This is a genomic window from Franconibacter daqui (assembly GCF_014644275.1).
Lineage (GTDB): Bacteria > Pseudomonadota > Gammaproteobacteria > Enterobacterales > Enterobacteriaceae > Franconibacter > Franconibacter pulveris.
The window spans coordinates 405,146-431,842 of record NZ_BMKJ01000002.1; the positions used below are offsets into that span (position 1 = coordinate 405,146).

25 protein-coding genes and 1 tRNA gene are annotated in these 26,697 nt (G+C 55.6%); 19 read left to right on the top strand and 7 right to left on the bottom strand.

The genetic code is table 11. The annotated features are described in order from the left end of the window. Positions 1 to 80 precede the first annotated feature (80 nt). Positions 81 to 2,954 (top strand): aminomethyl-transferring glycine dehydrogenase, encoded by a 2,874-nt coding sequence (gcvP, locus tag IEX01_RS11225; protein ID WP_188723857.1) that lies wholly within the window; start codon positions 81 to 83, stop codon positions 2,952 to 2,954. A 41-nt stretch (positions 2,955 to 2,995) separates the two neighbouring features. Here gcvP and IEX01_RS11230 read toward each other — a convergent pair whose 3' ends face one another. Then, complete coding sequence (locus IEX01_RS11230; protein ID WP_024560364.1) at positions 2,996 to 3,538, bottom strand: RNA 2'-phosphotransferase; 543 nt, start codon at positions 3,536 to 3,538, stop codon at positions 2,996 to 2,998. A gap of 102 nt (positions 3,539 to 3,640) precedes the next feature. On the opposite strand from IEX01_RS11230, the gene IEX01_RS11235 reads away from it, so the two are divergent. Continuing rightward, the gene (locus tag IEX01_RS11235) at positions 3,641 to 4,384 is read left to right on the top strand and encodes an SDR family oxidoreductase (protein WP_024555531.1); all 744 of its coding nucleotides are present in this window, start codon (positions 3,641 to 3,643) and stop codon (positions 4,382 to 4,384) included. A 153-nt stretch (positions 4,385 to 4,537) separates the two neighbouring features. On the opposite strand, the gene IEX01_RS11240 is transcribed toward IEX01_RS11235, so the two are convergent. Then, positions 4,538 to 5,971 (bottom strand): 6-phospho-beta-glucosidase, encoded by a 1,434-nt coding sequence (locus tag IEX01_RS11240; RefSeq protein WP_188723858.1) that lies wholly within the window; start codon positions 5,969 to 5,971, stop codon positions 4,538 to 4,540. A 159-nt stretch (positions 5,972 to 6,130) separates the two neighbouring features. After that, positions 6,131 to 6,859, bottom strand: a complete 729-nt coding sequence (locus tag IEX01_RS11245) for a MurR/RpiR family transcriptional regulator (RefSeq protein WP_188723941.1) — start codon at positions 6,857 to 6,859, stop codon at positions 6,131 to 6,133. A gap of 165 nt (positions 6,860 to 7,024) precedes the next feature. Between IEX01_RS11245 and yqfB the strand changes: the two genes are divergently transcribed. Continuing rightward, positions 7,025 to 7,339: a N(4)-acetylcytidine aminohydrolase gene (yqfB, locus tag IEX01_RS11250; RefSeq protein ID WP_229701847.1), complete on the top strand. Its 315-nt coding sequence runs from the start codon at positions 7,025 to 7,027 to the stop codon at positions 7,337 to 7,339. Between the two features lie 166 nt (positions 7,340 to 7,505). Continuing rightward, positions 7,506 to 8,159: a PAQR family membrane homeostasis protein TrhA gene (gene trhA / locus IEX01_RS11255; RefSeq protein WP_024555527.1), complete on the top strand. Its 654-nt coding sequence runs from the start codon at positions 7,506 to 7,508 to the stop codon at positions 8,157 to 8,159. A 36-nt stretch (positions 8,160 to 8,195) separates the two neighbouring features. On the opposite strand, the gene ygfZ is transcribed toward trhA, so the two are convergent. Beyond that, a complete protein-coding gene (gene ygfZ, locus IEX01_RS11260) occupies positions 8,196 to 9,182 on the bottom strand; it encodes a tRNA-modifying protein YgfZ (RefSeq protein ID WP_024560361.1) in 987 nt (328 codons plus the stop codon). A 282-nt stretch (positions 9,183 to 9,464) separates the two neighbouring features. Here ygfZ and sdhE point away from each other — a divergent pair, with 282 nt between their 5' ends. Beyond that, complete coding sequence (sdhE, locus tag IEX01_RS11265) at positions 9,465 to 9,731, top strand: FAD assembly factor SdhE (protein WP_024555525.1); 267 nt, start codon at positions 9,465 to 9,467, stop codon at positions 9,729 to 9,731. Next, positions 9,712 to 10,128 carry a protein YgfX gene (locus IEX01_RS11270; RefSeq protein ID WP_024555524.1) on the top strand — a complete coding sequence of 139 codons (417 nt, stop codon included), beginning with the start codon at positions 9,712 to 9,714 and terminating at the stop codon, positions 10,126 to 10,128. The genes sdhE and IEX01_RS11270 overlap by 20 nt, the downstream gene beginning before the upstream one ends. A gap of 7 nt (positions 10,129 to 10,135) precedes the next feature. Here IEX01_RS11270 and fldB read toward each other — a convergent pair whose 3' ends face one another. After that, on the bottom strand, positions 10,136 to 10,657 hold the full coding sequence (gene fldB / locus IEX01_RS11275; RefSeq protein ID WP_024555523.1) for a flavodoxin FldB: 522 nt from the start codon (positions 10,655 to 10,657) through the stop codon (positions 10,136 to 10,138). Between the two features lie 101 nt (positions 10,658 to 10,758). Between fldB and xerD the strand changes: the two genes are divergently transcribed. The 10 genes from xerD (at position 10,759) to IEX01_RS11325 (ending at position 19,982) form a co-directional block, all read left to right on the top strand. Next, positions 10,759 to 11,655, top strand: a complete 897-nt coding sequence (gene xerD / locus IEX01_RS11280; protein WP_024555522.1) for a site-specific tyrosine recombinase XerD — start codon at positions 10,759 to 10,761, stop codon at positions 11,653 to 11,655. Positions 11,656 to 11,677: 22 nt separating this feature from the next. Next, positions 11,678 to 12,397 carry a bifunctional protein-disulfide isomerase/oxidoreductase DsbC gene (dsbC, locus tag IEX01_RS11285; protein WP_024555521.1) on the top strand — a complete coding sequence of 240 codons (720 nt, stop codon included), beginning with the start codon at positions 11,678 to 11,680 and terminating at the stop codon, positions 12,395 to 12,397. Between the two features lie 3 nt (positions 12,398 to 12,400). Next, on the top strand, positions 12,401 to 14,134 hold the full coding sequence (gene recJ, locus IEX01_RS11290; RefSeq protein WP_024555520.1) for a single-stranded-DNA-specific exonuclease RecJ: 1,734 nt from the start codon (positions 12,401 to 12,403) through the stop codon (positions 14,132 to 14,134). 97 nt (positions 14,135 to 14,231) lie between these two features. Further along, positions 14,232 to 15,330 (top strand): peptide chain release factor 2 gene (prfB, locus tag IEX01_RS11295; protein WP_125454235.1). Its coding sequence is split into 2 segments (ribosomal slippage): positions 14,232 to 14,306 and positions 14,308 to 15,330, totalling 1,098 coding nucleotides; the frame shifts between segments, so codons are not numbered across the junction. A 9-nt stretch (positions 15,331 to 15,339) separates the two neighbouring features. Then, the gene (gene lysS, locus IEX01_RS11300; RefSeq protein ID WP_024555518.1) at positions 15,340 to 16,857 is read left to right on the top strand and encodes a lysine--tRNA ligase; all 1,518 of its coding nucleotides are present in this window, start codon (positions 15,340 to 15,342) and stop codon (positions 16,855 to 16,857) included. Between the two features lie 144 nt (positions 16,858 to 17,001). Further along, a complete protein-coding gene (gene actS, locus IEX01_RS11305) occupies positions 17,002 to 17,757 on the top strand; it encodes an amidase activator ActS (RefSeq protein WP_188723859.1) in 756 nt (251 codons plus the stop codon). A gap of 98 nt (positions 17,758 to 17,855) precedes the next feature. Further along, positions 17,856 to 17,929, top strand: a tRNA-Gly gene (locus IEX01_RS11310). 767 nt (positions 17,930 to 18,696) lie between these two features. Next, a complete protein-coding gene (locus IEX01_RS11315) occupies positions 18,697 to 19,155 on the top strand; it encodes an STM2901 family protein (protein ID WP_188723860.1) in 459 nt (152 codons plus the stop codon). Next, on the top strand, positions 19,149 to 19,478 hold the full coding sequence (locus IEX01_RS11320) for a DUF1493 family protein (protein ID WP_024560356.1): 330 nt from the start codon (positions 19,149 to 19,151) through the stop codon (positions 19,476 to 19,478). Before IEX01_RS11315 ends, IEX01_RS11320 begins: the two co-directional genes overlap by 7 nt. Positions 19,479 to 19,496: 18 nt before the next feature. After that, entirely contained in the window at positions 19,497 to 19,982 is a 486-nt protein-coding gene (locus tag IEX01_RS11325; protein WP_024560355.1) for an Hcp family type VI secretion system effector, read from the top strand. A gap of 128 nt (positions 19,983 to 20,110) precedes the next feature. On the opposite strand, the gene IEX01_RS11330 is transcribed toward IEX01_RS11325, so the two are convergent. Next, positions 20,111 to 21,067, bottom strand: coding sequence for an AraC family transcriptional regulator (locus tag IEX01_RS11330; RefSeq protein ID WP_188723861.1), 957 nt, complete (start codon positions 21,065 to 21,067; stop codon positions 20,111 to 20,113). A 110-nt stretch (positions 21,068 to 21,177) separates the two neighbouring features. Between IEX01_RS11330 and IEX01_RS11335 the strand changes: the two genes are divergently transcribed. The 3 genes from IEX01_RS11335 (at position 21,178) to IEX01_RS11345 (ending at position 24,820) form a co-directional block, all read left to right on the top strand. Further along, positions 21,178 to 22,377 carry an MFS transporter gene (locus tag IEX01_RS11335; RefSeq protein WP_024555515.1) on the top strand — a complete coding sequence of 400 codons (1,200 nt, stop codon included), beginning with the start codon at positions 21,178 to 21,180 and terminating at the stop codon, positions 22,375 to 22,377. Positions 22,378 to 22,527: 150 nt separating this feature from the next. Next, a complete protein-coding gene (locus IEX01_RS11340) occupies positions 22,528 to 23,709 on the top strand; it encodes an acetyl-CoA C-acetyltransferase (RefSeq protein ID WP_188723862.1) in 1,182 nt (393 codons plus the stop codon). A 430-nt stretch (positions 23,710 to 24,139) separates the two neighbouring features. Beyond that, entirely contained in the window at positions 24,140 to 24,820 is a 681-nt protein-coding gene (locus IEX01_RS11345; protein WP_024555513.1) for an oligogalacturonate-specific porin KdgM family protein, read from the top strand. A 197-nt stretch (positions 24,821 to 25,017) separates the two neighbouring features. Here IEX01_RS11345 and IEX01_RS11350 read toward each other — a convergent pair whose 3' ends face one another. After that, the gene (locus tag IEX01_RS11350; RefSeq protein ID WP_024560352.1) at positions 25,018 to 26,193 is read right to left on the bottom strand and encodes an oligogalacturonate lyase family protein; all 1,176 of its coding nucleotides are present in this window, start codon (positions 26,191 to 26,193) and stop codon (positions 25,018 to 25,020) included. Positions 26,194 to 26,697: the final 504 nt, after the last annotated feature.

Genomic DNA, 26,697 nt, shown 5'->3' on the forward strand with positions numbered 1-26,697 from the left:
CTTATCCCGCTCCTTCAGCGAGCAACAAGAACACCCATCGCATTAATTTGCTTCACTGCACGTTTCAGGAAATATCGCCCATGACCCAGACCCTGAGCCAGCTGGAAAACCGCGAAGCCTTTATCGAACGCCACATCGGCCCCTCTGCTTCGCAACAGCAGGAGATGCTGCGCACCGTTGGCGCGGACTCGCTGAATGCGCTGACCGCGCAAATCGTTCCCGCCGACATCCAACTGACCGCGCCGCCGTTTATCGGCGAAGCCGCCACCGAGTTCGCCGCGCTGGCGGAGCTGAAAGCCATCGCCAGCCGCAACAAGCGTTTTAAAAGCTATATCGGGATGGGCTATACCGCCGTTCATACGCCGCCGGTCATCCTGCGCAATATGCTGGAGAACCCGGGCTGGTACACCGCCTACACCCCTTACCAGCCGGAAGTGTCGCAGGGACGTCTTGAAGCGCTGCTGAACTTCCAGCAGGTTACGCTGGATCTCACCGGGCTCGATATTGCCTCCGCCTCACTGCTCGACGAAGCGACCGCTGCAGCCGAAGCGATGGCGATGGCTAAGCGCGTCAGCAAGCTTAAAGGCGCGAACCGCTTCTTCGTGGCGCAGGATATTCATCCGCAGACGCTGGACGTGGTGCGCACCCGCGCGGAAACGTTCGGCTTTGAGGTTATCGTCGATGAGCCGGGCAAGGCGCTGGATCATCAGGATATTTTCGGCGTGCTGCTGCAACAGGTGGGTACCACTGGTGAAGTGCATGATTACGGCCCGCTGATTGAAAAACTGAAAGCGCGCAATGTGATTGTCAGCGTGGCGGCGGATTTTATGGCGCTGGTGCTGCTTACGGCGCCGGGCAAACAGGGCGCCGATATTGTGTTCGGCTCCGCCCAGCGTTTCGGCGTGCCGATGGGCTACGGCGGCCCGCACGCGGCGTTCTTCGCGGCGAAAGACGAATTTAAGCGTTCTATGCCAGGCCGCATCATCGGCGTTTCCAAAGACGCGGCGGGCAACACCGCGCTGCGCATGGCGATGCAGACCCGCGAGCAGCATATCCGCCGCGAAAAAGCGAACTCCAACATCTGTACTTCACAGGTGCTGCTTGCCAACATCGCGAGCCTTTACGCCGTTTTCCACGGACCGAAGGGCCTCAAGCGCATCGCCAGCCGCATTCACCGCTTCACCGATATTCTGGCGGCAGGGCTGCAGCATAAAGGGCTGAAGCTGCGTCATAGCACCTGGTTCGACACGCTGTGCGTGGAAGTGGCCGATAAAGCCGCCGTGCTGGCGCGCGCGCAGGCCGCCGAGGTTAACCTTCGCAGCGACATTCTGAACGCCGTGGGCGTTACGCTTGATGAAACCACCACTCGCGAAGATGTGCTGCGTCTGTTCAGCGTGCTGCTTGGCGACAACCACGGTCTGGATATCGACGCGCTGGATAAAGACGTGGCGCTCGACAGCCGCTCCATCCCGCAGGCGATGCTGCGCGAAGACGACATCCTCACCCATCCGGTCTTTAATCGCTACCACAGCGAAACCGAGATGATGCGCTACATGCATTCGCTCGAGCGTAAAGATCTGGCGCTGAACCAGGCGATGATCCCGCTGGGTTCCTGCACCATGAAGCTGAACGCCGCGGCGGAAATGATTCCCATCACCTGGCCGGAGTTCGCCGAACTGCATCCGTTCTGCCCGGCGGAGCAGGCCGAAGGCTACCATATGATGATTGGCCAGCTTTCCGAGTGGCTGGTGAAGCTGACGGGCTACGACGCGCTGTGCATGCAGCCGAACTCCGGCGCGCAGGGGGAATACGCCGGCCTGCTGGCGATTCGCCATTATCATGAAAGCCGCAACGAAGGCGCGCGCGATATTTGTCTTATCCCGAGCTCCGCGCACGGCACCAACCCGGCTTCCGCACAGATGGCGGGAATGGAAGTGGTGGTCGTGGCTTGCGACAAGCAGGGCAATATCGACCTTGCCGATCTGCGCGAGAAGGCGGAGCAGGCGGGCGATAAACTCTCCTGCATCATGGTCACTTACCCGTCCACGCACGGCGTGTATGAAGAGACTATCCGTGAAGTATGCGAAATCGTTCATCAGTATGGCGGCCAGGTTTATCTCGACGGCGCGAACATGAACGCCCAGGTGGGCATCACGTCACCGGGCCATATCGGCGCGGACGTTTCCCACCTCAACCTGCATAAAACCTTCTGCATTCCGCACGGCGGCGGCGGGCCGGGCATGGGGCCGATTGGCGTGAAAGCGCACCTGGCGCCGTTCGTGCCGGGCCACAGCGTGGTGCAGATTGAAGGAATGCTGACCCGCCAGGGCGCGGTTTCCGCCGCGCCTTTCGGCAGCGCCTCAATTCTGCCTATCAGCTGGATGTATATTCGCATGATGGGGTCTGAAGGGCTGAAGCAGGCAAGCCAGGTGGCTATTCTGAACGCCAACTACATCGCCACGCGCCTGAAATCGGCTTATCCGGTGCTTTATACCGGGCGCGAGGGGCATGTGGCGCACGAGTGTATTCTCGACATCCGTCCGCTTAAAGAAGAGACCGGCATCAGCGAGCTGGATATCGCCAAACGTCTTATCGATTACGGCTTCCACGCGCCGACGATGTCTTTCCCGGTGGCGGGCACGCTGATGGTAGAGCCGACGGAATCAGAAAGCAAAGCCGAGCTGGACCGCTTTATCGACGCGATGCTGGCTATCCGCATGGAGATTGACCGCGTGGCGAAAGGGGAGTGGCCAGCGGACGATAACCCGCTGGTTAACGCGCCGCACGTTCAGCACGAGCTGGTGGAAGAGTGGGCGCATCCCTATAGCCGTGAACGGGCGGCTTTCCCGGCAGGCTTTGGCAACAAGTACTGGCCGACGGTTAAACGTCTGGACGACGTTTACGGCGACCGCAACCTGTTCTGCTCCTGCGTGCCGATGAGCGAATACCAGTAATTCCGGCAAGAGGATGACGAAGGGCGCTGCGGCGCCCTTTTTTATTCGAAAGCGATAAATTCAGCGGGTACCGCGCGGGTCAGCCAGACGCCGTTATCCGCCTGATGAAACGCGTAGCCTTGCTGATGCATATCGCTGGCGTTGATTTTCAGCACAACCGGTTTGCCGTGGCGCACGCCAACAGCGACGGCGGTCGCTTCATCGCCTGAAAGGTGCACGTAATGACGCGAACCGGCCACCAGCCCCTGCTGGCGAATGCTTTCAAGAAAACGGGTGGCGGTGCCGTGGTAAAGCGTCCCGGGAGGCGTTTTTTCCTCCCACTGGATAGCTACCTGTTTTGTAGAGTGGCCCTGCACGGCGCGAATGTGTAGTTTGTCAGCAGTTAACGCAAAGCGTTTTTTGTCGTTATCCTGCACCACCGCCTCAATCAGCTCGGGCGTAAGATGCTTGCCCGCTTTAGCGGCGCGCATTATCAGTTCATCCACCGAAGCCCAGCCTTCGGTATCCAGTTGCAAACCGATGGACTCGGGCTGGTGGCGCAAAACGTAGCTTAAAAATTTGCTGATGTCGGCGTGTGATTTCATCGCTTTACCTGTGTCTGTTTTCCTGCACTCAAGCCTTATGGCTGCGGCGCTGCTCTTAATAAAAGCATCGCCGATACGTCCCCAAATAAAAAGGAGAAAAGCATGTCTGTTGCACTTATCACCGGCGCCAGCCGCGGCATTGGCCGGGCCACGGCGCTATTGCTGGCCGCGCAGGGCTATAAGGTTGTGGTGAATTACCATAAAAACGCGCAGGCGGCGCAGGAGGTGGTAGAGGCCATCCACGCGAAAGGCGGCGAGGCGCTGGCGGTGCAGGCGGATATTGCGGACGAGGCTCAGGTCATGGCGATGTTTGCGCAGATAGATGCGCTTAACCAGCCGCTCGGCGCGCTGGTAAATAACGCGGGCATTCTTTTCACGCAGTGCCGCGTTGAGGAGCTTACCGCTGAGCGGATTAACAACGTGCTGATGACCAACGTCACCGGCTACTTTCTCTGCTGTCGCGAAGCGGTAAAGCGCATGGCGCATCACCACGGCGGCAAAGGCGGAGCTATTGTTAACGTTTCGTCGGCGGCCTCAAGGCTTGGCGCGCCCGGCGAATATGTTGATTACGCGGCGTCTAAAGGGGCGGTGGATACGCTTACTACCGGACTTGCGCTGGAGGTCGCAGGGCAGGGCATCCGCGTAAACTGCGTGCGGCCGGGGCTCATTTATACCGAAATGCACGCTTGCGGCGGCGAGCCGGGACGGGTGGACAGAGTAAAATCAAGCCTGCCAATGCAGCGCGGCGGCCAGCCGGAAGAAGTGGCGGAGGCCATTGCCTGGTTGCTTAGCGAGAAAGCCTCTTACGTGACAGGAAGCTTTATTGAACTGGCGGGCGGGAAGTAGGCGGAATTGAGCGTTCGCGGAGCTATGGCGGCGCTTCGCTCACTCGCTTCACAGGGTATAAACGCACAGAGTGGGTAAACGTTGTATCGCTGTCCAGCATACTGAATAAGCGACAGTCGTCTCTCTCCCGATGGGGAGAGAGACGCGCGAAAGTCAGAGTTTTTCGCCGTTGCTGGCGATGACTTCTTTGTACCAGTTGAAGCTTTTTTTACGTGCGCGTGACATATCGCCCGTGCCGTCATCGTGTTTGTTCACATAGATAAAGCCGTAGCGCTTGCTGTACTGACCGGTGGTAAACGACACGCAGTCGATGCAGCCCCACGGGGTATAGCCCATCAGATCCACGCCGTCGTAAGTCACCGCTTTTACCATCTCGGCAATGTGGGCGCGCAGGTAATCGATACGGTAATCGTCATTGATGCTGCCGTCCGCTTCCACTTTATCGTAAGCGCCAAAGCCGTTCTCAACGATAAACAGCGGCTTCTGGTAGCGCTCGTAGAGCTCACACAGCGCGTAGCGCAGGCCCACCGGGTCAATCTGCCAGCCCCAGTCGGAGGCCTTCACGTGCGGGTTCGGCACGCTGCCCTGGAAACCGGTCAGCGCGTCGCCGCTGCCGCCTTCAGCTTTTACCGCGTTGGTCATGTAATAGCTAAAGCCCAGGTAGTCGCAGCAGCCTTCGCGCAGGATCTGCTCGTCGCCTGCCTCCATTTTGATGTTGAAGCCGCGGCGCTCCCATTCGTTCAGCACGTAGGAAGGGTAATAACCGCGCAACTGCACGTCAGTAAAGGCATAGCGCTCGCGCATGGACTCCTGAGCATACATTACATCTTCCGGCTTACAGGAGAAGGGATAGAGCGGCACCATCGCCAGCATGCAGCCGATCTGCATCTGCGGGTTAATGCGATGGCCGATTTTCACCGCCATGGCGCTGGCCACGAACTGATGGTGCAGCACCTGATACATCGTCTCTTCGGGGTTGTCGTGTTCGGTATAGACCACGCCGGAGCAGCAGTAGCCGAACAGCGGCGCTCGCCAGTTACGCTGGTTGTTGATTTCGTTAAAGGTCATCCAGTATTTGACCTTATTCTTGTAGCGCTCGAACACCACTTCGGCGAAGCGAACAAAGAAATCGACGACTTTACGGTTGGTCCAGCCGCCGTACTGCTGCACCAGATGCAGCGGCATTTCGAAGTGAGAAAGGGTGATAACGGGTTCGATGTTATATTTCAGCAGTTCATCAAACACCGCGTCATAAAATTTCAGCCCCTCTTCGTTCGGCTCGGCTTCGTCGCCTTTCGGGAAGATACGCGTCCAGGCGATGGAGGTGCGGAAACATTTAAAGCCCATCTCGGCGAAAAGCCTGATGTCTTCTTTGTAATGGCTGTAGAAGTCGACCGCTTCATGGTTCGGGTAGTATTTCCCCGGCACGACGGACTCGGTAATTTCACGCGGAACGCCGTGCGCGCCGCCGGTCAGCACGTCGCAAATGCTGGGACCTTTGCCGCCCTGGTTCCAGCCGCCTTCAACCTGATGCGCGGCGACCGCGCCGCCCCAAAGGAACTCTTTTGGAAGTGTCAGTTGCTTCATTTCATTCATCTCTTCGTTATTCGATAAACCGATCAAAGACAATAAATCGCGCAGAGCCAATTAACGTTTAATGCGAGTCTAACAAAGGGAATTGTAAAGTCACGATATAACAAATAGTGGATAACGTGACTTGTTACAAATGAAAAACAGCCTGTTTTTTTACGCCAGTTTTTTCGCCATTTTTCGGCCCAGCGTCTCGAGAATATAAATTACCGGCACCTGCGTGGTAATATCATACACGCCGGCAATGCGGGTTTGCGGCACGTGCCAGGAGAGGTTGAAATCGGCAAGCTTTGCCAGCGACGAGTTGTCGTGGCTGGTAATAGAGAGCACCTTGCAGCGGTGAAGGCTGAACTGGCTGGCGAAACGCAGGATCTCCGCGGTTTCGCCGGAAACGGAAAGGACGATAGCCAGCGCATTTTTGGCCATGTCAGTGGTGACGGGGAAATAAGGGTCGTCAATATGGTTGCTAAATTTCCCGACGTTGGAGAAAAAGCGCGCGCCATATTTCGCCAGAGCGCCAGAGGTACCCGCACCGACAAAAATAACGCGCTCAGAAGAGAGAATAATATCGACCGCGCGGTCGAGCAGATTATCGAATTCCTCATTATTAACGCTTCTGAAAAAACTGATGATTTCGCTGGCGCCGAAATTAGTCTGCTGAGGTTCGTTCTGTTCTAAATATAATTTAAAGCGTACGCGAAATTCGGAATAGCCTTCGCAGTTAAGCTTGCGGCAAAAGCGCAGCACCGTGGTCGTGGAGACGCCAGCCGCGTCCGCCAGCTCGCGAATGGTCATATACATCACTTTGTCGCGGTTTTTGATGACAAAGTTATAAACCCCCATCTCCAGATTATTGAGGCTGGCGATAGCGGAGTGGGTAAACATCGTCACGTGCGGGGCTTCCTTCGCGTAATGGCTGACAGCAGCATCTGCTCAACATATATCTTATGCTGCCATAAATCCCCACCGGGCGCGCCATTCTTTCGTTTGCGGATGCATAACCCGCGGCTGACGCTTATGATGCTTTTTTGCTTTTCGCCTGAGGAGAGACTGTTGCAAAACGACATTACCTTTTTCGCCCGCTTTGAGCCGGATATTCTGGCCGGGCGTAAAACCATCACGATCCGCGATGCAGCCGAATCGCATTTCCAGCCAGGCCAGCGCCTGCGCACCGGACGCTATGAAGATAATGGCTATTTCTGCACGCTTGAAGTTATCAGCACCACGCCAGTCGCGCTTAACGAGCTGAACGACGAGCATGCGCGCCAGGAAAATATGACGCTCGCTGAACTCCGGCAGGTGATAGCAGAGATATACCCTGGTCTGGACGAACTTTATGTGATTGCTTTTAAGCGGATTTCATAGCACAGCTGTAAGCTCTGAATCTGCTTTAAAGGTGCGATGCCTAAAGCGAAGCGGCGCATTTACGACAGGTAACAGATTTATTTTAGCTAACAGGTGTTCACTGAAATCATTCTCAGTTAGGCTATGCATGTCGTCTGTTTTTTGACACCTCTGTCGGAGCTTCACTATGGTTCGCAAGCCGCTCATTGCTCAGGGATATTCGCTGGCTGAGGAAATAGCCAACAGCATCAGCCACGGCATTGGGCTGGTATTTGGCATCGTCGGTCTGGTATTGCTGCTCGTGCAGGCGGCTGACACCAATGCCAGCGCCGTGGCCATCACCAGCTATAGCCTTTATGGCGGCAGCATGATCCTGCTGTTTCTCGCCTCCACGCTTTACCATGCTATCCCTCATGCCAGGGCTAAGGTCTGGCTGAAGAAATTCGACCACTGCGCTATTTATCTGTTGATAGCAGGCACGTATACGCCGTTTTTGCTGGTAGGGCTTAACTCGCCGCTGGCGAAGGGGCTCATGATTGTAATCTGGAGCCTGGCGCTGCTGGGAATTCTTTTTAAGCTCACCATCGCGCACCGCTTTAAGGTCCTGTCGCTGGCGACCTATCTGACGATGGGCTGGCTTTCCTTAGTGGTGATTTATCAAATGGCGGTAAAACTGGCGGCGGGCAGCGTGACGCTGCTGGCGGTGGGCGGCGTGGTTTACACCCTCGGTGTGATTTTCTACGTTTGTAAACGCATCCCTTATAACCACGCCATCTGGCACGGCTTTGTGCTGGGCGGCAGCGTCTGCCACTTCCTCGCTATTTATCTCTATATCAAATAACGCTAACCCCCTCGCGTGGGCGAGGGGGCTTCAGACTCAGGCTTCTTCCAGCGAATAAGGCAGCGGTTCGATAGCCAGCGTATGGCTGCTCTCGTCGCGAACGCGGAATACGCTGCCGCTTTCCATGTCGTTATTCATCACTGCCTGCACCAGCAAACGGCCGTCGTCGAGTTGCACTGCTGCCAGTACAGTCCCGGTGCGACGCCAGTTTTCGCCCATCTGCAGTTCAAGGTCTTCGCCCGCCTGCGGCACGCGGCTCGCTTTGCCCGCCAGATACCACAGCGCGCGCTTGTTAGCGCCGCGGAATTTTGCCCGCGCCACCATCTCCTGACCGGTATAGCAGCCTTTTTTAAAGCTGATGCCGCCCAGCGCCTGGATATTGGTCGCTTGCGGAATAAACTGCGCGCTGTTGGCGTCGTCAATCACCGGATACCCGGCTTCAATATCCAGCGCCAGCCATTGTTGACTGGCGTTAAGCTGCGCTTCGCCGCGCAGCTTTTCCGTAATATCGCTGGCGGTGGTTTTATCCGTTACCAGCAGAAAACGCTCGGCCGGCAGGTTGAACCACAGCAGCGTGGTAGCCCCTTCGCGCACGACCTGATTTTGTTCATCCGGCAGGACGCTAAAAAGGTTAGCCAGCGCTGCGCGCGCCTGAAAACCCGCCACGCCCAACAGCACCGCTTCCTTATCTTCGGCGATAGCCACTTTGGAGAACACCGCGTATTTTTTCAGCTGCGCCAGTTGATTATCCTGCACGCTGCGGCGAACAATCCAGGCGAACCCTTCGCCATGGCGAAACAGGCGCAGGTTGCTCCACATTTTGCCCTTTGCGTCGCAGTGCGCCGCCAGCAGGTGTTGGTTTTCAGCCAGGTGGGCCACGTCTGCCGTCACCTGGCCTTGCAGATACTTTTCGCTGTCGGCGCCAGTGAGGGTTGAGAGCGCCCAGTCATCCAGAGAGATAAGCGTCAGCGGCAGGCGCGCTGCGGCGGCGGGCTGACGCGGAGGAAATGGAGTGAATGCCATAACAATAAAGTCCCAGGTTGCTTACGCGAAATTACGTTCACGCTAGAGGTGCGATAACCACATATTGTTAAAGAGGCTGCGGACAATGCAAGTCTTTTGATATCCCCTTTCGTGCGCTTAAAGAAGAAGAGGGAGATGCCTCGCAGCAAAAGTAAATTGTTGCGCAAGGAAATTATTTTCCTGGATAACGCTTCGCAATTCGCAACATTCCTGTCAAAGGCGGAGAAAAAAAGCGGTACACTAGCAGCCGTCTTCTAAAAGCGGTTAAGCGGGAATATGCACATGGACATCAATAACAAAGCCCGAATCCACTGGGCATGCCGTCGCGGTATGCGCGAACTTGATATCTCTATCATGCCGTTCTTCGAGTATGAATATGACACGCTGAGCGATGAGGATAAGCGGCTGTTTATCCGTCTTCTTGAATGCGACGATCCTGATTTATTTAACTGGCTGATGAACCACGGCAAGCCTGCGGATGCGGAATTAGCGCGGATGGTGCAGTTAATCCAGACACGGAATCAGGAACGTGGTCCTGTGGCAATCTGATTTACGCGTCTCGTGGCGAGCGCAGTGGCTTTCGCTGCTACTCCACGGCCTTGTTGCCGCAGCGATTTTGCTGTTGCCCTGGCCGCTGAGCTATATGCCGGTCTGGCTGCTGTTGCTCTCGCTGGTGGTATTTGACTGCGTGCGCAGCCAGCGGCGCATTAACGCCTGTCAGGGCGAGGTGAAGCTCACTGCCGATTATCGCCTGCGCTGGCAAGGAGTAGAGTGGGAAATCGGCGATTCGCCATGGATGCTCAACAGCGGCATGATGCTGCGTTTGCGGGATGAACAAACTGCGCGTCGCCAGCATCTGTGGCTGGCGGCAGACAGCATGACGGAAGGCGAGTGGCGCGATTTACGGCGCTTATTGCTGCAACGCCCGGGCCACCCTTGCTCCTGAAACGGTCTCAGGCGAACTGTTCAGCCATTTCGCCCAGAATTTGCTCGCACCAGTTTTCGATGCGGCTTTCGCTTAAGTCATACTGGTTCGTTTCATCCAGCGCCAGGCCGACGAACAGCTGGCCTTCGGCAATTACCGGCTTATTGCTGGTAAACTCATACCCTTCGGTAGGCCAGTAGCCGATAAACTTAACGCCTTTCGGGGCGAGTTTATCGTGCAGCATGCCGAGGGCGTCCAGGAACCATTCGCCATACCCCAGTTGGTCGCCCATACCGTAAAGCGCCACGATTTTGCCCTCAAGGGCGAGGCTGTCGAGCCGATCCCAGACGGCTTCCCAGTCTTCCTGAAGTTCGCCGAAATCCCAGGTAGGAATGCCGAGGATCAGCACGTCATACTGCTCCATCAACGTGGGCGAGTCATCTTTAAGGTTATGCAGCGTTACCAGCTCAGGGCCAATAATATCGCGTATTTTTTCAGCCGCCATTTCGGTGTAGCAGGTGCTGGAACCATAAAAAAGACCAATGTTCATAGCGGTAACTTCTCATTTCTTCATCTGCAGAGGCGCCAGTGTACCAGATCCCGTCTGCTATCAGGCATAATGGCGCGACCCAGGCGAAAGGCGGAAAAGCGATGGAACAAGATTTAGCTCGTATAGAACAGTTTCTCGACGCGCTCTGGCTTGAGAAAAATCTCGCCCAGAACAGCCTGAGCGCCTACCGGCGAGACCTGACCATGGTAGCGCAGTGGCTGCATCACCGGGGGTTGACGTTGCTGACCGCCCAGCGTGACGATCTGCAGGCGCTGCTTGCCGAAAGGGTGGAAGGCGGCTATAAAGCGACCAGCTCCGCCAGGATGCTGAGCGCTATGCGCCGTCTTTTCCAGCATCTTTACCGTGAAAAAGCGCGTGCGGATGACCCAAGCGCCATGCTCGCCTCGCCCAAACTGCCGCAGCGGTTGCCTAAAGATCTCAGCGAGGCGCAGGTTGAACGCCTGCTGCAGGCGCCGGTGGTGGATCAGCCGATTGAACTACGTGATAAAGCAATGCTCGAAGTGCTGTACGCCACCGGGCTGCGCGTGTCGGAGCTGGTGGGGCTGACCATGAGCGATGTTAGCCTTCGCCAGGGCGTGGTGCGGGTTATCGGCAAGGGCAATAAAGAGCGGCTGGTGCCGCTTGGCGAAGAGGCGGTCTACTGGCTTGAACAGTATCTGGCGCATGGGCGCCCCTGGTTGCTGAACGGCCAGTCGCTGGATGTGCTTTTTCCCAGCAGCCGCGCCCAGCAAATGACGCGCCAGACCTTCTGGCATCGCATCAAGCATTATGCTCAACTGGCCGGTATCGACAGCGAAAAATTATCGCCGCACGTTTTACGTCATGCTTTTGCCACGCATCTGCTCAACCACGGCGCGGATTTGCGCGTAGTGCAGATGCTGCTGGGGCACAGCGACCTTTCCACCACGCAGATTTACACTCATGTGGCGACGGAACGGCTGCGGCAACTTCATCAACAGCACCACCCGCGGGCGTGAGTGCGATATCCAAGGATCGATTATGAAAAAACAGGTTTTACTGCTCTCTTTTCTGGCGGCGACGCTTTCCAGCTTCGCGCATGCCGATGACGCCGTTATCCGGCAGTCGCTGGCGAAGCTTGGCGTACAGGGAGCGGAAATCCAGCCCTCTCCGCTGCCGGGCATGAAAACCGTGCTGACGGAAAGCGGCGTGCTTTACGTGACTGAAGACGGCAAGCAGATGATCCAGGGGCCGCTTTATGACGTCAGCGGCGCGCAGCCGGTTAATGTCACCAACCAGCTGCTGCTTGGTAAGCTCAATGCGCTTGAAAAAGAGATGATCGTTTATAAAGCGCCCCAGCAGCAGCATGTGATTACCGTCTTTACCGATATCACCTGCGGCTACTGCCACAAGTTGCATGAAGAGATGAAAGACTACAACGCGCTGGGTATCACCGTGCGTTATCTCGCTTTCCCGCGCCAGGGGCTGCAAAGCCAGGCGGAAAAAGATATGCAGGCTATCTGGTGCGCCAAAGATCGCAATAAAGCCTTTGATAACGCGATGAACGGCGGGCAGACGGCCCCGGCCAGCTGCGATATGAACATCGCTAAACATTACTCGCTGGGCGTGCAGTTTGGCGTTCAGGGTACGCCCGCGATTGTGCTGAGCAACGGTTACGTTGTGCCGGGCTACCAGGGGCCGAAAGAGATGAAAGCTTTCCTGAATGAACATGATAAGCCGTTAAAGGCTGGTGGGCAGTAACGGGTGAAACAACAAACGCAACTTCGTCGTCGGGCCGTGGATGAATCCGCGCAGTTGCCCGATGATTTACCGCCATTGCTGAAGCGGCTTTATGCCAGCCGCGGAGTGAAGAACGCCGAAGAGCTGGAGCGCAGCGTTAAAGGCATGCTGCCCTGGCAGAAGCTTGGCGGCATTCAGCAGGCGGTGGAAATGCTGCATAACGCGTTTCGCGAAGGATTGCGAATTATGATCGTGGGCGATTTCGATGCCGACGGCGCCACCAGCACGGCGTTAAGCGTGCTGGCGCTGCGCGCGCTCGGCGGCGGGAATGTCGCCTATCTGGTGCCCAATCGTTTTGACGATGGTTATGGGCTGAGCCCTGAAGTGGTCGATCAGGCGCACGCTCGCGGCGCGCAGATGATCATGACCGTAGACAACGGGATCTCCTCTCACGCAGGCGTGATCCGCGCCCATGAGTTAGGGATCCCGGTGCTGGTGACCGATCACCATCTGCCAGGCGAAACGCTGCCAGAGGCGGATGCGCTGGTTAACCCGAACCTGGCGTACTGCGAGTTTCCGTCTAAATCGCTGGCAGGGGTCGGGGTGGCCTTCTACCTGATGCTGGCGCTGCGCGCTCACCTGCGTGAGGCGGGCTGGTTTGAAGAAAAAGGCATACCCATGCCTAACCTCGCGGAATACCTTGATTTGGTCGCGCTTGGCACCGTGGCTGACGTGGTGCCGTTGGACGCTAACAACCGTATTCTGACCTGGCAAGGCTTAAGCCGCATTCGCGCCGGCAAATGCCGCCCGGGCATTCGCGCGCTGTTGGAAATCGCCAATCGCGATATGCAAAGGCTCGCGGCAAGCGACCTTGGCTTCGCGCTCGGCCCGCGGCTTAACGCGGCGGGCAGGCTGGACGATATGTCTGTCGGCGTGGCGCTGCTGCTGTGCGACAACATCGGCGAGGCGCGCATGCTCGCTAACGAGCTGGACGCGCTGAACCAGACGCGTAAAGAGATCGAACAGGGCATGCAGGCTGAAGCGCTGACGCTTTGTCAGCAGCTTGAGCGCAGCGCGGAAACGCTGCCTGCGGGCATCGCTATCTATCATCCTGAATGGCATCAGGGCGTGGTGGGCATCCTGGCGTCACGGATTAAAGAGCGATTCCACCGTCCGGTTATCGCCTTCGCGCCGGCAGGCGACGGGCTGTTGAAAGGTTCGGGCCGCTCCGTTCAGGGGCTGCATATGCGCGATGCGCTGGAGCGCCTCGACACGCTCTATCCCGGCTTGATGCTGAAATTTGGCGGTCACGCCATGGCGGCGGGACTGTCGCTTGAAGCGGAACGCTTTGATGAGTTCCAGCAGCGTTTTTCCAGCCTGGTGAATGACTGGCTCGACCCGGCTATGTTGCAGGGGGAAATCTGGTCCGACGGGGCGCTTGCGCCGCAGGAGATGACGCTGGAAGTGGCGGAGATGCTGCGCGAAGCGGGCCCCTGGGGGCAGATGTTCCCCGAACCGCTCTTTGACGGCCGTTTTCGCATTCTCCAGCAGCGTCTGGTGGGCGAGCGTCATCTCAAACTCATGCTGGAGCCAGTCGGCGGCGGCCCGTTGCTTGATGGCATAGCCTTTAACATTGATACCACCCGCTGGCCCGATCAGGGCGTACGCGAGGTGGAGCTGGCGTACAAACTGGATGTAAACGAGTTTCGCGGCAACCGTAACGTGCAGTTAATCATCGACTATCTCTGGCCAGTTTAACGCCAGGATTCGCTATAAAAGGCGGCGTAAATCCGGTAGACTTTCCGTTTTACGACCGCATTTTGACATTCGTCCTCACTAAAAGATCTTACAGACCATGTTTGAAATTAACCCGGTAAAAAACCGCATTCAGGACCTCACAGAGCGCAGCGACGTTCTTAGGGGGTATCTTTGACTACGATGCCAAGAAAGAACGACTGGAAGAAGTAAACGCCGAGCTGGAACAGCCGGACGTCTGGAACGAACCGGAACGCGCTCAGGCGCTCGGTAAAGAGCGTTCCTCTCTGGAAGCTATCGTAGACACGTTAGATCAGATGACTCAGGGGCTGGACGATGTTTCCGGCCTGCTGGAGCTGGCTGTGGAAGCCGACGACGAGGAGACCTTCAACGAGGCTGTCGTCGAGTTGGATCAGCTGGAAGCGAAACTCGCGCAGCTTGAATTCCGCCGCATGTTCTCCGGCGAGTATGACAGCGCCGACTGCTACCTGGATATTCAGGCGGGCTCTGGCGGCACCGAAGCGCAGGACTGGGCCAGCATGCTGCTGCGCATGTATCTGCGCTGGGCGGAAGCGCGCGGCTTCAAGACGGAAGTTATCGAAGAGTCTGAAGGCGAAGTGGCGGGCCTGAAATCGGCCACCATTAAAATTTCCGGCGATTACGCCTACGGCTGGCTGCGTACCGAAACCGGCGTTCATCGCCTGGTGCGTAAGAGCCCGTTTGATTCCGGTGGCCGTCGTCACACCTCGTTCAGCTCTGCGTTCGTTTACCCGGAAGTGGACGACGATATCGATATCGAAATTAACCCGGCGGATCTGCGCATCGACGTTTATCGCGCTTCGGGCGCGGGCGGTCAGCACGTAAACCGTACTGAGTCGGCGGTGCGTATTACCCACATCCCGACCGGCATCGTAACGCAGTGCCAGAACGACCGTTCGCAGCACAAGAACAAAGACCAGGCCATGAAGCAGATGAAGGCGAAGCTGTACGAGCTGGAAATGCAGAAAAAGAATGCTGAAAAGCAGGCCATGGAAGATACCAAATCCGATATCGGCTGGGGCAGCCAGATCCGCTCTTACGTGCTGGACGATTCCCGCATCAAAGATCTGCGCACCGGGGTAGAAACCCGTAACACCCAGGCGGTGCTGGATGGCGATCTGGACAAATTCATCGAAGCAAGTTTGAAAGCAGGGTTATGAGGAACCAACATGTCTGAACAACAACCACAGGGCGCAGAAGCGGCAGTCGATCTTAATAATGAGCTGAAAACGCGCCGTGAGAAGCTGGCCCAACTGCGCGAGCAGGGCGTCGCTTTTCCGAACGACTTCCGCCGCGACCAGACCTCAGACCTTCTGCATGCTGAGTTCGATGAGAAAGAGAATGAAGAGCTGGAAGCGCTGAACGTGGAAGTGAGCGTGGCGGGTCGTATGATGACGCGCCGCATCATGGGTAAAGCGTCCTTCGTAACCCTGCAGGATGTGGGCGGGCGTATTCAGCTGTATGTCGCTCGCGACGATCTGCCGGAAGGCGTGTACAACGAGCAGTTTAAAAAGTGGGACCTCGGCGATATCCTGGGCGCGCGCGGCAAGCTGTTCAAAACCAAAACCGGCGAGCTTTCCATCCACTGCACCGAGCTGCGTCTGCTGACCAAAGCGCTGCGTCCGCTGCCGGATAAATTCCACGGCCTGCAGGATCAGGAAGCGCGTTATCGTCAGCGCTACCTCGACCTGATTGCCAACGACGAATCCCGCAAGACCTTTAAAGTCCGCTCGCAGATCCTGGCTGGCATCCGCCAGTTCATGGTAGGCCGCGGCTTTATGGAAGTCGAAACGCCGATGATGCAGGTGATCCCGGGCGGCGCCTCTGCGCGTCCGTTTATCACGCATCATAACGCGCTGGATCTCGATATGTATCTGCGCATCGCGCCGGAGCTTTATCTGAAGCGTCTGGTAGTGGGCGGCTTTGAACGCGTGTTCGAAATCAACCGTAACTTCCGTAACGAAGGCATTTCCGTTCGCCATAACCCTGAGTTCACCATGATGGAACTCTACATGGCTTATGCGGACTACAAAGATCTGATTGAGCTGACCGAGTCTCTGTTCCGCCAACTGGCGCAGGATGTGCTGGGCACCACTCAGGTTCCTTATGGCGAAGAGGTGTTCGACTTCGGCAAGCCGTTCGAGAAGCTGACCATGCGCGAAGCCATCAAAAAATACCGTCCGGAAACCGAAATGGCGGATCTGGATGATTTCGAAAAGGCGAAAGGCATTGCGCAGTCTATCGGTATTAAGGTTGAGAAGAGCTGGGGTCTTGGCCGCGTCGTCACTGAGATCTTCGAAGAAGTTGCCGAAGCGCACCTGATTCAGCCGACTTTCATCACCGAATACCCGGCGGAAGTCTCTCCGCTGGCGCGTCGTAATGATGAAAACCCGGAAATCACCGACCGCTTCGAGTTCTTTATCGGCGGCCGTGAAATCGGCAACGGCTTTAGCGAGCTGAACGATGCGGAAGATCAGGCGCAACGCTTCCAGGACCAGGTTGCCGCGAAAGACGCCGGTGACGACGAAGCGATGTTCTATGACGAAGATTACGTGACTGCGCTGGAACACGGCCTGCCGCCTACCGCCGGTCTCGGCATCGGTATTGACCGTATGGTGATGCTGTTTACCAACAGCCACACCATCCGCGACGTGATCCTCTTCCCGGCGATGCGTCCGGTGAAATAATCCGTCACGCTTGCCATAAAGCCGCGTGTTCCGCAGGGAGCGCGCGGCTTTTTCTTTTTATAAGGCCGTGCGGGTTTGGCGAACGAAACGGAACTGCTAAGATAAGCGCCGTCAATTGATTATCGTCTGTAACGAGGAGCTGTTTTGAGCACGGATTGGTCGTCCGCACTACTGAATAAGAAAGCCTTGTGTCTGCTTTTTTGCCTGTTTCTTGCCGCTTGCTCCAGCAACAAAGCGGGGGTCTCGAACGCGACGAAAGGCAGCTACAGCGGTTCGACTTATACGGTTAAGCGCGGCGACACGCTTTATCGCATCTCAAGAATGACAGGCAGCAGCGTCGGCGAACTGGCGCGTCTCAATGGTCTTTCTCCTCCTTACACAATAGAGGTCGGGCAGCGGCTGCGCGTGCAATCTTCCGCAAGCGCTGGCGCATCGCGAACCGCTTCTCGCTCAGCAACCGCCTCACGCAGGCCTGCCGCATTACCGAAAGTGGATGCGCCGCCGCCAGGGCAGCGCTGCTGGCGCTGGCCGACCAGCGGGAAAGTGGTGCTGGGCTATTCCACTGCAGACGGCGGCAACAAAGGGATAGATATCGCAGGCCAGCGCGGCCAGCCGATTTATGCTTCGGCAGCGGGCAGGGTGGTTTATGAGGGTAATCAACTGCGCGGCTACGGCAACCTCATCATGATTAAACACACCGAAGATTACATCACCGCCTACGCCCATAACGACACGACGCTGGTAAACAACGGCCAGCAGGTGAAAGCGGGGCAGAAGATAGCCACCATGGGCAGCACCGGCACCGATTCGGTGAAGCTGCATTTCCAGATACGCTATCGCGCCACCGCGCTGGATCCGCAGCGTTATCTACCGCCGCAGGGGCGTTCGCCCTCCTGTTAAGTTAGCGTGTCCGGCAACTGCTTATTATTCCGCCAGTTAGTAAAGGGCGGGGGTTGCCATCAGGAGGTGAAGGGCTATAATGCCATACGCACCTCAACGCGGGCGTAGTTCAATGGTAGAACGAGAGCTTCCCAAGCTCTATACGAGGGTTCGATTCCCTTCGCCCGCTCCATGACAACCTTCCCCAGTTCTCTCAACCCTTACAAAACCGAGTCACTACAAGCATCTCAGGCTGATTTGATCCTTTTAAAATCTCTATGCACTCTCCAGATGCGAACCCGGCGATACCATGTCGTTTATCTCCATGCATACGGAAAGTGCGCATATTGCGGGAAGTAGTTTCTTTTCTGCTCATCAAGCCATAGATAACTGGTATTCCCATCCCGGTAACTCCTTGCGGGTTTGTGATATTTCATTAACCCTACAGCACAATACATTGTGTAAATGTAATGTTTAATTGGTATGGATTAACCATTATTGTCGTGACTCATAGTCTGGTGTGATTCATTCATGAAAAGAGCGAAAAGCTGACGTGTGAGGAGGTAATCTCTGGAAGCCATAGCCAATGTGACGGCCCGCCTGATCAGATTATCCCCGCGAAATTAAATTTTCAGTGAAGCGCATTTTAGCCCGATCTCCATTCTATGGCCGTCACGAGACGTCGCAGGGGAAAACAGGTTTATGGTGGTCATGATACTGGCAGAGAGTAGACAGGCTCTGTCAGCGGTTCGGCCGTGCTTTCTTTAGAAACATGCTTAGCCTAATAAATCCTAGCGCCTTACATGCCGCTGATGATGTCGCCTGACGGTTCCGCGCGTTGTCTTACCACCACCGGGCTTTATGGCTTCTCTTGTGTAAAAGCATAGAGTTAGATCACAGACTGCGCTTTTAGTAGCCGCTATGGTCATATTTCACGCAGGGTTTGTAAGGGATTATGAAGTGGACACAGTAGAGGAACTAAACGGAACATACTTCTATGCGGGAAAATCGAATCTTACTGCCACTGAACTCTTTTTTATGGTGTTTATTTTCAACACTGCTGATCAGTTCGGCATTAAAGACATTACTGCAGTCTATGCACTGTATGCAGGTATGAACGATCAAAAGACGCGAACTAAACCAGGAACAGCAATTCAAGGGACTTCACGCCTTTCTAAAGGGATTAGAAAAACATTGGGAAAAAGGTTCTTTCCGTTCGGTATTAAACTTCCTACATGGATCGGTGGTTATACTCCGTGGACGGTAAAACTTAGAATGGTTAGAAGTATCGGAACGTGGGTAGGTCGAACTATTCCGTTAGCTGGCGAGATTGTTCTTTTGGTTGATGTTTCACAGATTACCTACAATTCGATCCGAGAATATAACACCATAGTGAGAGGCAACGATAAGTTATGGTAGATCCTATTGAGCAACGCGTCATCGAAATGATCACTATTCGTAGTGGTTGTTACATGTTCAGGAAAAAGAAATACGATACGTACACGGCAGAATCAAACATTCATTTTGATGTGCAGCTTGATCAGGATGATGTTGAAGAATTAGTTGAAGAGTTTGAAAAGGAATTTGGCGTTGACATGTCTAACTTCCATCTTGAAGTCTACTATCCCGAAGTTAAGTTTTCATGGAATCCATTCAAGAAACCCGATCCTGTAGATGTTCCTGATTTCACGATTGACATGTTTATTAAATCAGCTAAAGCCGGGAAATGGTTATACGATTAATTGCAAGGAGCTTAATAAATGGCTGTACCAGTACACCTATTTTTGACCGATGACGGCGGCGCAATGATCCGTGGCTCTTCTGATGTACAAGACCGTGAAGGCAGTGTCGAGCTACGAGGATTACATCATAACCTAACTATCCCTACTGACCCAATGACAGGGAAAGTGACGGGTACGCGTCAGCATTCACCTTTCCAGTTTACCAAAGAGCTGGATAGCTCCTCCCCCTATCTCTTCAAGGCTGCCGCAACGGGTCAGACACTGAAAACTGCTGAGTTTCGTTTCTATCATATCAACGACGCTGGGCAGGAGGTGGAGTATTACCGGATCACGCTGGAAAACGTCAAAGTTATTTCTGTTAGCCCGGTAATGCACGATACGCGAGGTTGTCCGGGGACTGGTCACATGGAAGATGTGGCTCTGAATTATGAGAAGATCACTCATCTGTACAAAGATGGCAATTTATTAGCTCATGACGCCTGGAACGAACGCCCTACAGCATAATTCCATTAGCTCCGCCCTTATCTGACAGTTACGGTTGTTTATACAGGTATCTGTCAGATTATATCTGGCTTAAATTTTCCACAGCCCCCATGCGTTTTTTATCAAGTACGTGTTGATACGTCGTGTGCTTACGCGTTCTGCGTCACCGGCTCCCTGACCGCCCCGGGCGATTTCCCGACGATGCGTTTGAACGCCCGGCTGAAGGCCGCCAGCGAACTGTAGCCGAGTTCGAAAGCAACAGACTCCAGCGGCTGGCGCGCCTCGTTGATGTACTGCACCGCAAGACGCATACGCAGCTCGGCCAAATAGCGCGCCGGCGAACTGCCGGTGGCGGCGAGAAAGCGTTCGGCGAAAACTGAGCGGGAGATGCCCGCCTCGCGCGCCAGCTTCTCCACCGTCCAGTTTTCGCCAGGCTTACGGTGCATGGCGTAAATGGCGCGGCTCAGCTTCGGGTCGCGCAGGACCTCCACCCAGCCGGTGGCTTTGTCGCAGCCGCATTCCACCCAGGCGCGAACGATAAGCGCCGCCACCACGTCGGCAAGCCGCGCCAGAATGGTGGCGTAACCTGCCTGGCGCGTCAGCGACTCCCGCTCCATCGCCGCCAGCAGCGGCTGGATCTCCGGCCAGCTTTTCTGCAACCGGCTTATCAGCATCACTTCTGGCATGGCGGAGATTAACGGCTGCATGCCGCCGAGCTCGAATTCCATACATGCGCTGAATACTACAGCAGGCGGCTGAGGAGGATCGCTGTCGTCCGCTTTGCTGATTTCACAAACCGATTTACACAGCGGTTCAGTCGCAAGCTGCGCGACGTCGACTACCGCCGCGTCTGGCTCGGAAAGCAGCGTATGGGCGTCGCCGTTGGGCATCAACAGCGCATCGCCGCTCTCCAGTTCATAAATCTTGCCGCTGACGGTGCGCAGCAGCAGCGGCCCGCGGCTGACGAAGTGAAACTGCGCCCGCCCCGGCGCGTAGCTAAAGTGCACGCCAAACGGGCGGCAGGCTTCAATCCGCCGGTAGTTAACGCCGGAAAGACGCATGCCGCGCAGCAGTTCGCTGGTGAGATCGGGTGTAGAAGCCGTCATAACGTAACTCCGGACGAATTATCAATAGATGAGGATTATATGTCATAGATCGTCCTGGCAGAACTGCCTATGCTTGCCGCCTGTGTAAATATATTGCTGGAGATAAGTTAATGAATTCCTGCACCGCCGCTGCCGCAACGTCGGCACCTGCAAAAGCCGCCTGGCCCGCCGTATGGTCGCTCGGGCTTGGCGTATTTGGGCTCATCACTGCGGAGTTCTTGCCGGCAAGCCTGTTAACCCCGATGGCGAACAGCCTTAGCATCAGCGAAGGTACCGCGGGCCAGGCCGTTACCGCCACCGCGCTGGTGGCGCTTTTCAGCGGCCTGCTCATCACCGCCGCCACGCGTAATATCGACCGCCGCTGGGTCCTGATCTTTTTCTCTTTTTTACAGGCCGTTTCCAGCGTGATGGTGGCGTGGGCGCCTTCGTTTGATCTGTTGCTGGTTGGCCGTTTGCTGCTGGGCGTGGCGCTGGGCGGTTTCTGGGCGATGTCTACCGCCACCGCAATGCGTCTGGTTCCCGCCGCGCAGGTGCCGAAAGCGCTGGCGATTATTTTCTCCAGCGTGTCGATGGCGACCGTCGTCGCCGCGCCGCTCGGCAGCTTCCTCGGCAACCTGATTGGCTGGCGGGCGGTCTTTGCGCTAACCGCATTGCCGGGCGTGCTGGCGTTGCTCTGGCAGCTGTGGGTATTGCCGACCATGAAGCCAGAGAATGTCAGCAGCCTGCATACGCTGATAAAGGTGCTGAAGCGCCCGGGCGTGGTGGCCGGTCTGCTGTCTACGATCCTTATCTTCAGCGGCCACTTCGCCTTTTTCACCTACCTGCGTCCGTTCCTTGAAAAAGTCGCAGGGGCAGGCGTTGAGGCCATCTCGCTCATCCTTTTGGCTTTCGGCGTGGTGAACTTTATCGGCACGTCGCTTGCGGGGCATTTTATCTCCCGCAGCCTGCGTCATACTCTGGCGCTGGCGCCGGGCCTGATGGGCGTGCTCGCCCTGCTGCTGACGCTGTTTGGTCATTTGACACTGCTGGACGGCGTGCTGGTGGCGCTCTGGGGGCTGGCGTTCGGTATGGTGCCGGTCGGCTGGTCCACCTGGCTTGCCAGCACGGTGCCGGATGAAGCTGAAAGCGCGGGCGGCCTGCTGGTGGCTTCCATCCAGCTTGCAATAAGCGCAGGCGCTGCGGGCGGCGGGATTATCTTTGACATGAATGGCGCGACCGGGGTCTTTACCGGCAGCGCGCTGTTGCTGCTGGCCGCCATGGCGACAGTGCTGGTGGCGGTGAGAGTCAGACCGCTGCCAACCGCAGAATAACGAAAGGGGCGCGCTATGCGCCCCTTGTTTTACCTGCCTGTAAGCGCGTCAAAGATAAGGCGTGACTGCATTCACTCTTTTTATACATCGCTGATACCACTTCTTAACAATCGACTACTATAGGCCGGTTCTGTCAAGGGAGTGTTAACCATGAAAGATGTCGTTATCGTTGGGGCTGCGCGCACGCCCATCGGCTGTTTCCAGGGGGCGCTCGCCTCCCGCTCCGCCGTGGAGCTGGGCAGCCTGGTGGTGGAGGCGCTGATCGCCCGCACGGGACTCAACCCGCAATGGGTGGATGAGGTTATCCTCGGGCAGGTTTTAACCGCAGGCGCCGGACAGAACCCGGCGCGGCAAACCGCCATTAAAGGCGGGCTGCCGACCACGGTTTCCGCCATCACCATTAACGACGTCTGCGGCTCCGGGCTTAAGGCGCTGCATCTGGCAACGCAGGCCATTCAGTGCGGCGAAGCCGATGTGGTTATCGCGGGCGGCCAGGAGAACATGAGCCGCGCGCCGCATGTGCTTATCGACAGCCGTACCGGCGCGCGCCTTGGCAACAGCCAGCTTATCGATAGCCTGGTGCATGACGGCCTGTGGGATGCATTTAATGACTACCATATGGGCGTTACCGCCGAAAACCTGGCGCGGGAATATGGCATCAGCCGCGAGTTGCAGGACGCATGGGCGCTCGCTTCGCAGCAAAAAGCGCGGGCGGCCATCGACAGCGGCCGCTTTCGCGATGAGATTGTCCCGGTTACGGTTGAGCAGCCGCGCGGCGCCGCTGTGGTCGTGGATACGGATGAACAGCCCCGTACCGACGCCAGCGCAGAAGGGCTTGCAAGGCTTGCGCCAGCGTTCGACAAAAGCGGCAGCGTAACGGCCGGCAACGCTTCCTCTATTAATGACGGCGCGGCGGCGGTCATGATGATGAGCGCCAGTAAAGCGGAAGAGCTGAACCTGCCGGTGATGGCGCGCATCCGCGCTTTCGCAAGCGTTGGGGTGGATCCGGCTTTCATGGGCATCGCCCCGGTTTATGCCACGCGCCGCTGCCTTGAGCGGGCGGGCTGGCAGCTTGGCGAGCTTGATCTTATCGAGGCGAACGAAGCCTTTGCAGCGCAGGCGCTCTCGGTGGGCAAAGTCCTGGAATGGGATCAGCATAAAGTGAACGTTAACGGCGGCGCTATCGCGCTGGGCCACCCGATTGGCGCTTCCGGCTGCCGTATACTGGTGTCGCTGGTGCATGAGATGGTCAAGCGGCAGGCGCGTAAGGGGCTTGCCACGCTGTGCATTGGCGGCGGGCAGGGCGTGGCGCTGGCAATCGATCGCAATTAATAATTTGACGGCCCTTCAAGCGCCTTCCTTGAGAAGGCGTTTTTATTTCCCCGAAGGCATAACTTCAGGCAATACGCCATTCATGTCTGACCTGGCAGGATGATTTATTTTCCGGCGCTCCATGCTTTCTGAATTATTTTTCTGCCATTTGTCACGCCCTTTATTATTTATATCGATTTTATTTCATCCTTTTTGAAACAAACGACGTTTCCAAAAGTAAATTACAAGAACGTTATTCAGAACGCCCTTATTTTGTGATCTGGCGCTTTATTAATGGCTATTTTTCTGACGTTTTAATGCGCGAAGTCACGCCCTGTTTTTTCGTTATTTTTGAAACAACCAATTACGATCGAGATCACTAAAATAATCGCACCTTAAAAATAAAATGCAGTTCCATAAAAACGAAACGTTATTTTATTAAGGGTGCTCTATGTTTAAGAAAGCTCTGGGACTGGCGGTGCTTTGTGGCGCAACTTTTACGGCGCAGGCCGTCACCGTGGATCTCCGTCATGAATATATCGACAGCGGTTCTAACGCTGACCGCGTAGCCGTGTCACACCGTTTTGAAAATGGTTTTGGTTTTGGCGTGGAAGCCAAATGGCGCTCCGGCGGTGACGACCAGTCTCGTCCTTTTAACGAAGTGGTAGGCAGCGGCCATGAAGATAATATTAGTTGGCGCTGGAAAGCGACGGATAATATTGCCATTACGCCGGGCTTTACGCTGGAAAGCGGCGACAGCAAAACCATTTATAAACCGAACCTGCATGTACAATACAGTTTCGATAATGGCGTTTACCTCGCGGCGCGCTATCGCTACGAATATACCCGTGTGCCGGATGGCGCAGAAGAGGATGACCGCGTAAACCGCGGCGACGCCTGGGTGGGTTTTGCGCTGGGCGAATGGCGTACTGAATTAAACTATGTCTACGCGAAAAGCGATCAGGGCTTTGCGCGTAATAACAATAAAAACTATTCCAACGAATATAACGCTAAAGTGGCTTATAAAATTGATAAAAACTGGGCGCCTTATTTTGAAGTCGGCAACGTGGGTGTAAAAAGCACCGATGAGCGCCAGACACGTTTACGCGTCGGCGTCGCTTACAGCTTCTGATAAAAACTTACCCTCGCTGAGTCTCCCCTGCTGTAAAAGGCAGGGGATAATTGATGTGCTTTTATATAAACCATGTTGTACTTATCTGCAAAATAATGGGCCGTCCTGCGGGACGGTTTTTTTATTTATCCCGGCGGAAATAAAAAGGCCCTCCCGCAAGGGGAGGGCAAGGCCAGTTACGGAACCACTCAATTAATTCAGGCTTGCAGCATTTCACGTTGTTCAGGCAATTTCGCAATGTAGATTGCAGGCTTGCCATCTTTATCCGAGCTGAAGAGCACGGCGCTGTCGTCGGGGGTAAAAGAGGGATGCGGATGCGTGACCTGGCGGCTATTGGCAAACGTCGCCCATGAGGTATCGTGGCGCGCTACGCGGAAATAACGCTTGCGCGCCACGTCGAATACATAGAGGTAAGGATCGTTGTCGATGGTGTAGCCGCCCGTGTCCTTCACATCTACCGGCGTGCCGGAACCGTCGCCCACCAGCAGCGTGCCCTCAACGTTGCTCATCAGATGGGAGCAGGCCGGTATCGGCATAATCTCTTCATTACGCTGGCTTTTTGGATCATAGCGATAAACCGTGCGCCCCTGTTTGCCCTTCAGGTAAGAGACGTAAACCAGCGCGGAACCGTTCGGCACCCAAAATTCATGGGTGCAGCTTTCGCCATCCGCATGCTCTTTTACCTTGCGAACGTTGCTGCCGTCTTCATTGACCAGCCACATGCGCGCATCCACAAGGTCGTGCGGGCCTTCATGGCAGAACGCGACGGTATTGTCATCAAATGGACGGTAAATCGGGTGGCCGAGCCAGAGCTTCTCTTCGTGAATGGTCTGGCTTTCACCGGTTTGCAGATCCACGCGCAGCAGTCGACAATGCGGGCCTTTATGGAAGAAATCGTGAAAAATCTTCCAGTCGCTCAGCGGCACATAGTCGCTTTTCGCAATTTCGATGCCGACCAGTTTGGTGCAGTCGCTGTTGGCAACCCAGGTGCCATAGCCCACCCACTCTTGCGGCACGCGGTACACTTCACGCTCCGCCAGGGTTTGCAGATTCACTTCAAGCAGCGTGCGGTCATTTTTCACGTAGTAGAGAAAAGCGTCGTCAGGAGACAGGAAGCCGCCGAAGGTATTATCGCCAGCGCCTTCGGTTAGCTGTACCGCCTCGGCTTTCGCCAGGTTCAGTAAGTAGTAGTTCCAGTGCCCGTCGAATTCGCCTGCGAACAGCAAATGGCTGCCGTCGTTAAAAAAGCATTTCTGGTAGAAATAGTTACGGTGGCAGGTCACTTCCGGAGGCGTTAAGCGCGTCACTTCCGCCCCTGTATCCGGGTCACGGCTGACCTCATAGTTCAGTTTAACCCGCATGCCTTTCGCCATAGTGCGCTCCTCGTTTGTCGGTCCGTGAATGTTTTCAAAAATAGAGTGTTAATTTATCAAAACATTGTTTCATTATGTGTGACTGTGGGCGCACTTTCGTTTTATGGCTTTGCTTATCCAGCACAAATTCTCCTGTAGCAGCTTGCGTTTATTTTTATGGTTTTGCTTATGCGCTTTCACACTTTTTTCGTTTTAGCGCAGCCATAGTATGGCTGCTCTCTCTTAAGGTAAACGATGGGTCAGGTAATAATAACTATTATTATCAATATTTTAAGAAATTCATCGTTAACAGGCCGAAAGAGAAAAATAGGATAAGCGTGATCGGAACATCAAATTAGACAGGAATCTCGAAGAAAATTGAAACATTGTTTTAAGTATAATTGAAAACGTGTTTCGGTAAGTTTAATATGATGCCATTGATGAAAACGAAACGATGTTTTGTTGATAAGGCAAGCAACGGTTCGTCCACGTTATCGCTGTTTTCCGCTGGGTTTCAGGGGAGCG

Excerpts from the sequence above, each read along its gene's own strand:
- gcvP (WP_188723857.1), top strand. The coding sequence starts at position 81 with ATGACCCAGACCCTGAGCCAGCTGGAAAACCGCGAAGCCTTTATCGAA.
- IEX01_RS11230 (WP_024560364.1), bottom strand. The coding sequence starts at position 3,538 with ATGAAATCACACGCCGACATCAGCAAATTTTTAAGCTACGTTTTGCGC.
- IEX01_RS11235 (WP_024555531.1), top strand. The coding sequence starts at position 3,641 with ATGTCTGTTGCACTTATCACCGGCGCCAGCCGCGGCATTGGCCGGGCC.
- IEX01_RS11240 (WP_188723858.1), bottom strand. The coding sequence starts at position 5,971 with ATGAAGCAACTGACACTTCCAAAAGAGTTCCTTTGGGGCGGCGCGGTC.
- IEX01_RS11245 (WP_188723941.1), bottom strand. The coding sequence starts at position 6,859 with ATGTTTACCCACTCCGCTATCGCCAGCCTCAATAATCTGGAGATGGGG.
- trhA (WP_024555527.1), top strand. The coding sequence starts at position 7,506 with ATGGTTCGCAAGCCGCTCATTGCTCAGGGATATTCGCTGGCTGAGGAA.
- ygfZ (WP_024560361.1), bottom strand. The coding sequence starts at position 9,182 with ATGGCATTCACTCCATTTCCTCCGCGTCAGCCCGCCGCCGCAGCGCGC.
- sdhE (WP_024555525.1), top strand. The coding sequence starts at position 9,465 with ATGGACATCAATAACAAAGCCCGAATCCACTGGGCATGCCGTCGCGGT.
- fldB (WP_024555523.1), bottom strand. The coding sequence starts at position 10,657 with ATGAACATTGGTCTTTTTTATGGTTCCAGCACCTGCTACACCGAAATG.
- xerD (WP_024555522.1), top strand. The coding sequence starts at position 10,759 with ATGGAACAAGATTTAGCTCGTATAGAACAGTTTCTCGACGCGCTCTGG.
- dsbC (WP_024555521.1), top strand. The coding sequence starts at position 11,678 with ATGAAAAAACAGGTTTTACTGCTCTCTTTTCTGGCGGCGACGCTTTCC.
- lysS (WP_024555518.1), top strand. The coding sequence starts at position 15,340 with ATGTCTGAACAACAACCACAGGGCGCAGAAGCGGCAGTCGATCTTAAT.
- IEX01_RS11320 (WP_024560356.1), top strand. The coding sequence starts at position 19,149 with ATGGTAGATCCTATTGAGCAACGCGTCATCGAAATGATCACTATTCGT.
- IEX01_RS11325 (WP_024560355.1), top strand. The coding sequence starts at position 19,497 with ATGGCTGTACCAGTACACCTATTTTTGACCGATGACGGCGGCGCAATG.
- IEX01_RS11330 (WP_188723861.1), bottom strand. The coding sequence starts at position 21,067 with ATGACGGCTTCTACACCCGATCTCACCAGCGAACTGCTGCGCGGCATG.
- IEX01_RS11335 (WP_024555515.1), top strand. The coding sequence starts at position 21,178 with ATGAATTCCTGCACCGCCGCTGCCGCAACGTCGGCACCTGCAAAAGCC.
- IEX01_RS11340 (WP_188723862.1), top strand. The coding sequence starts at position 22,528 with ATGAAAGATGTCGTTATCGTTGGGGCTGCGCGCACGCCCATCGGCTGT.
- IEX01_RS11345 (WP_024555513.1), top strand. The coding sequence starts at position 24,140 with ATGTTTAAGAAAGCTCTGGGACTGGCGGTGCTTTGTGGCGCAACTTTT.
- IEX01_RS11350 (WP_024560352.1), bottom strand. The coding sequence starts at position 26,193 with ATGGCGAAAGGCATGCGGGTTAAACTGAACTATGAGGTCAGCCGTGAC.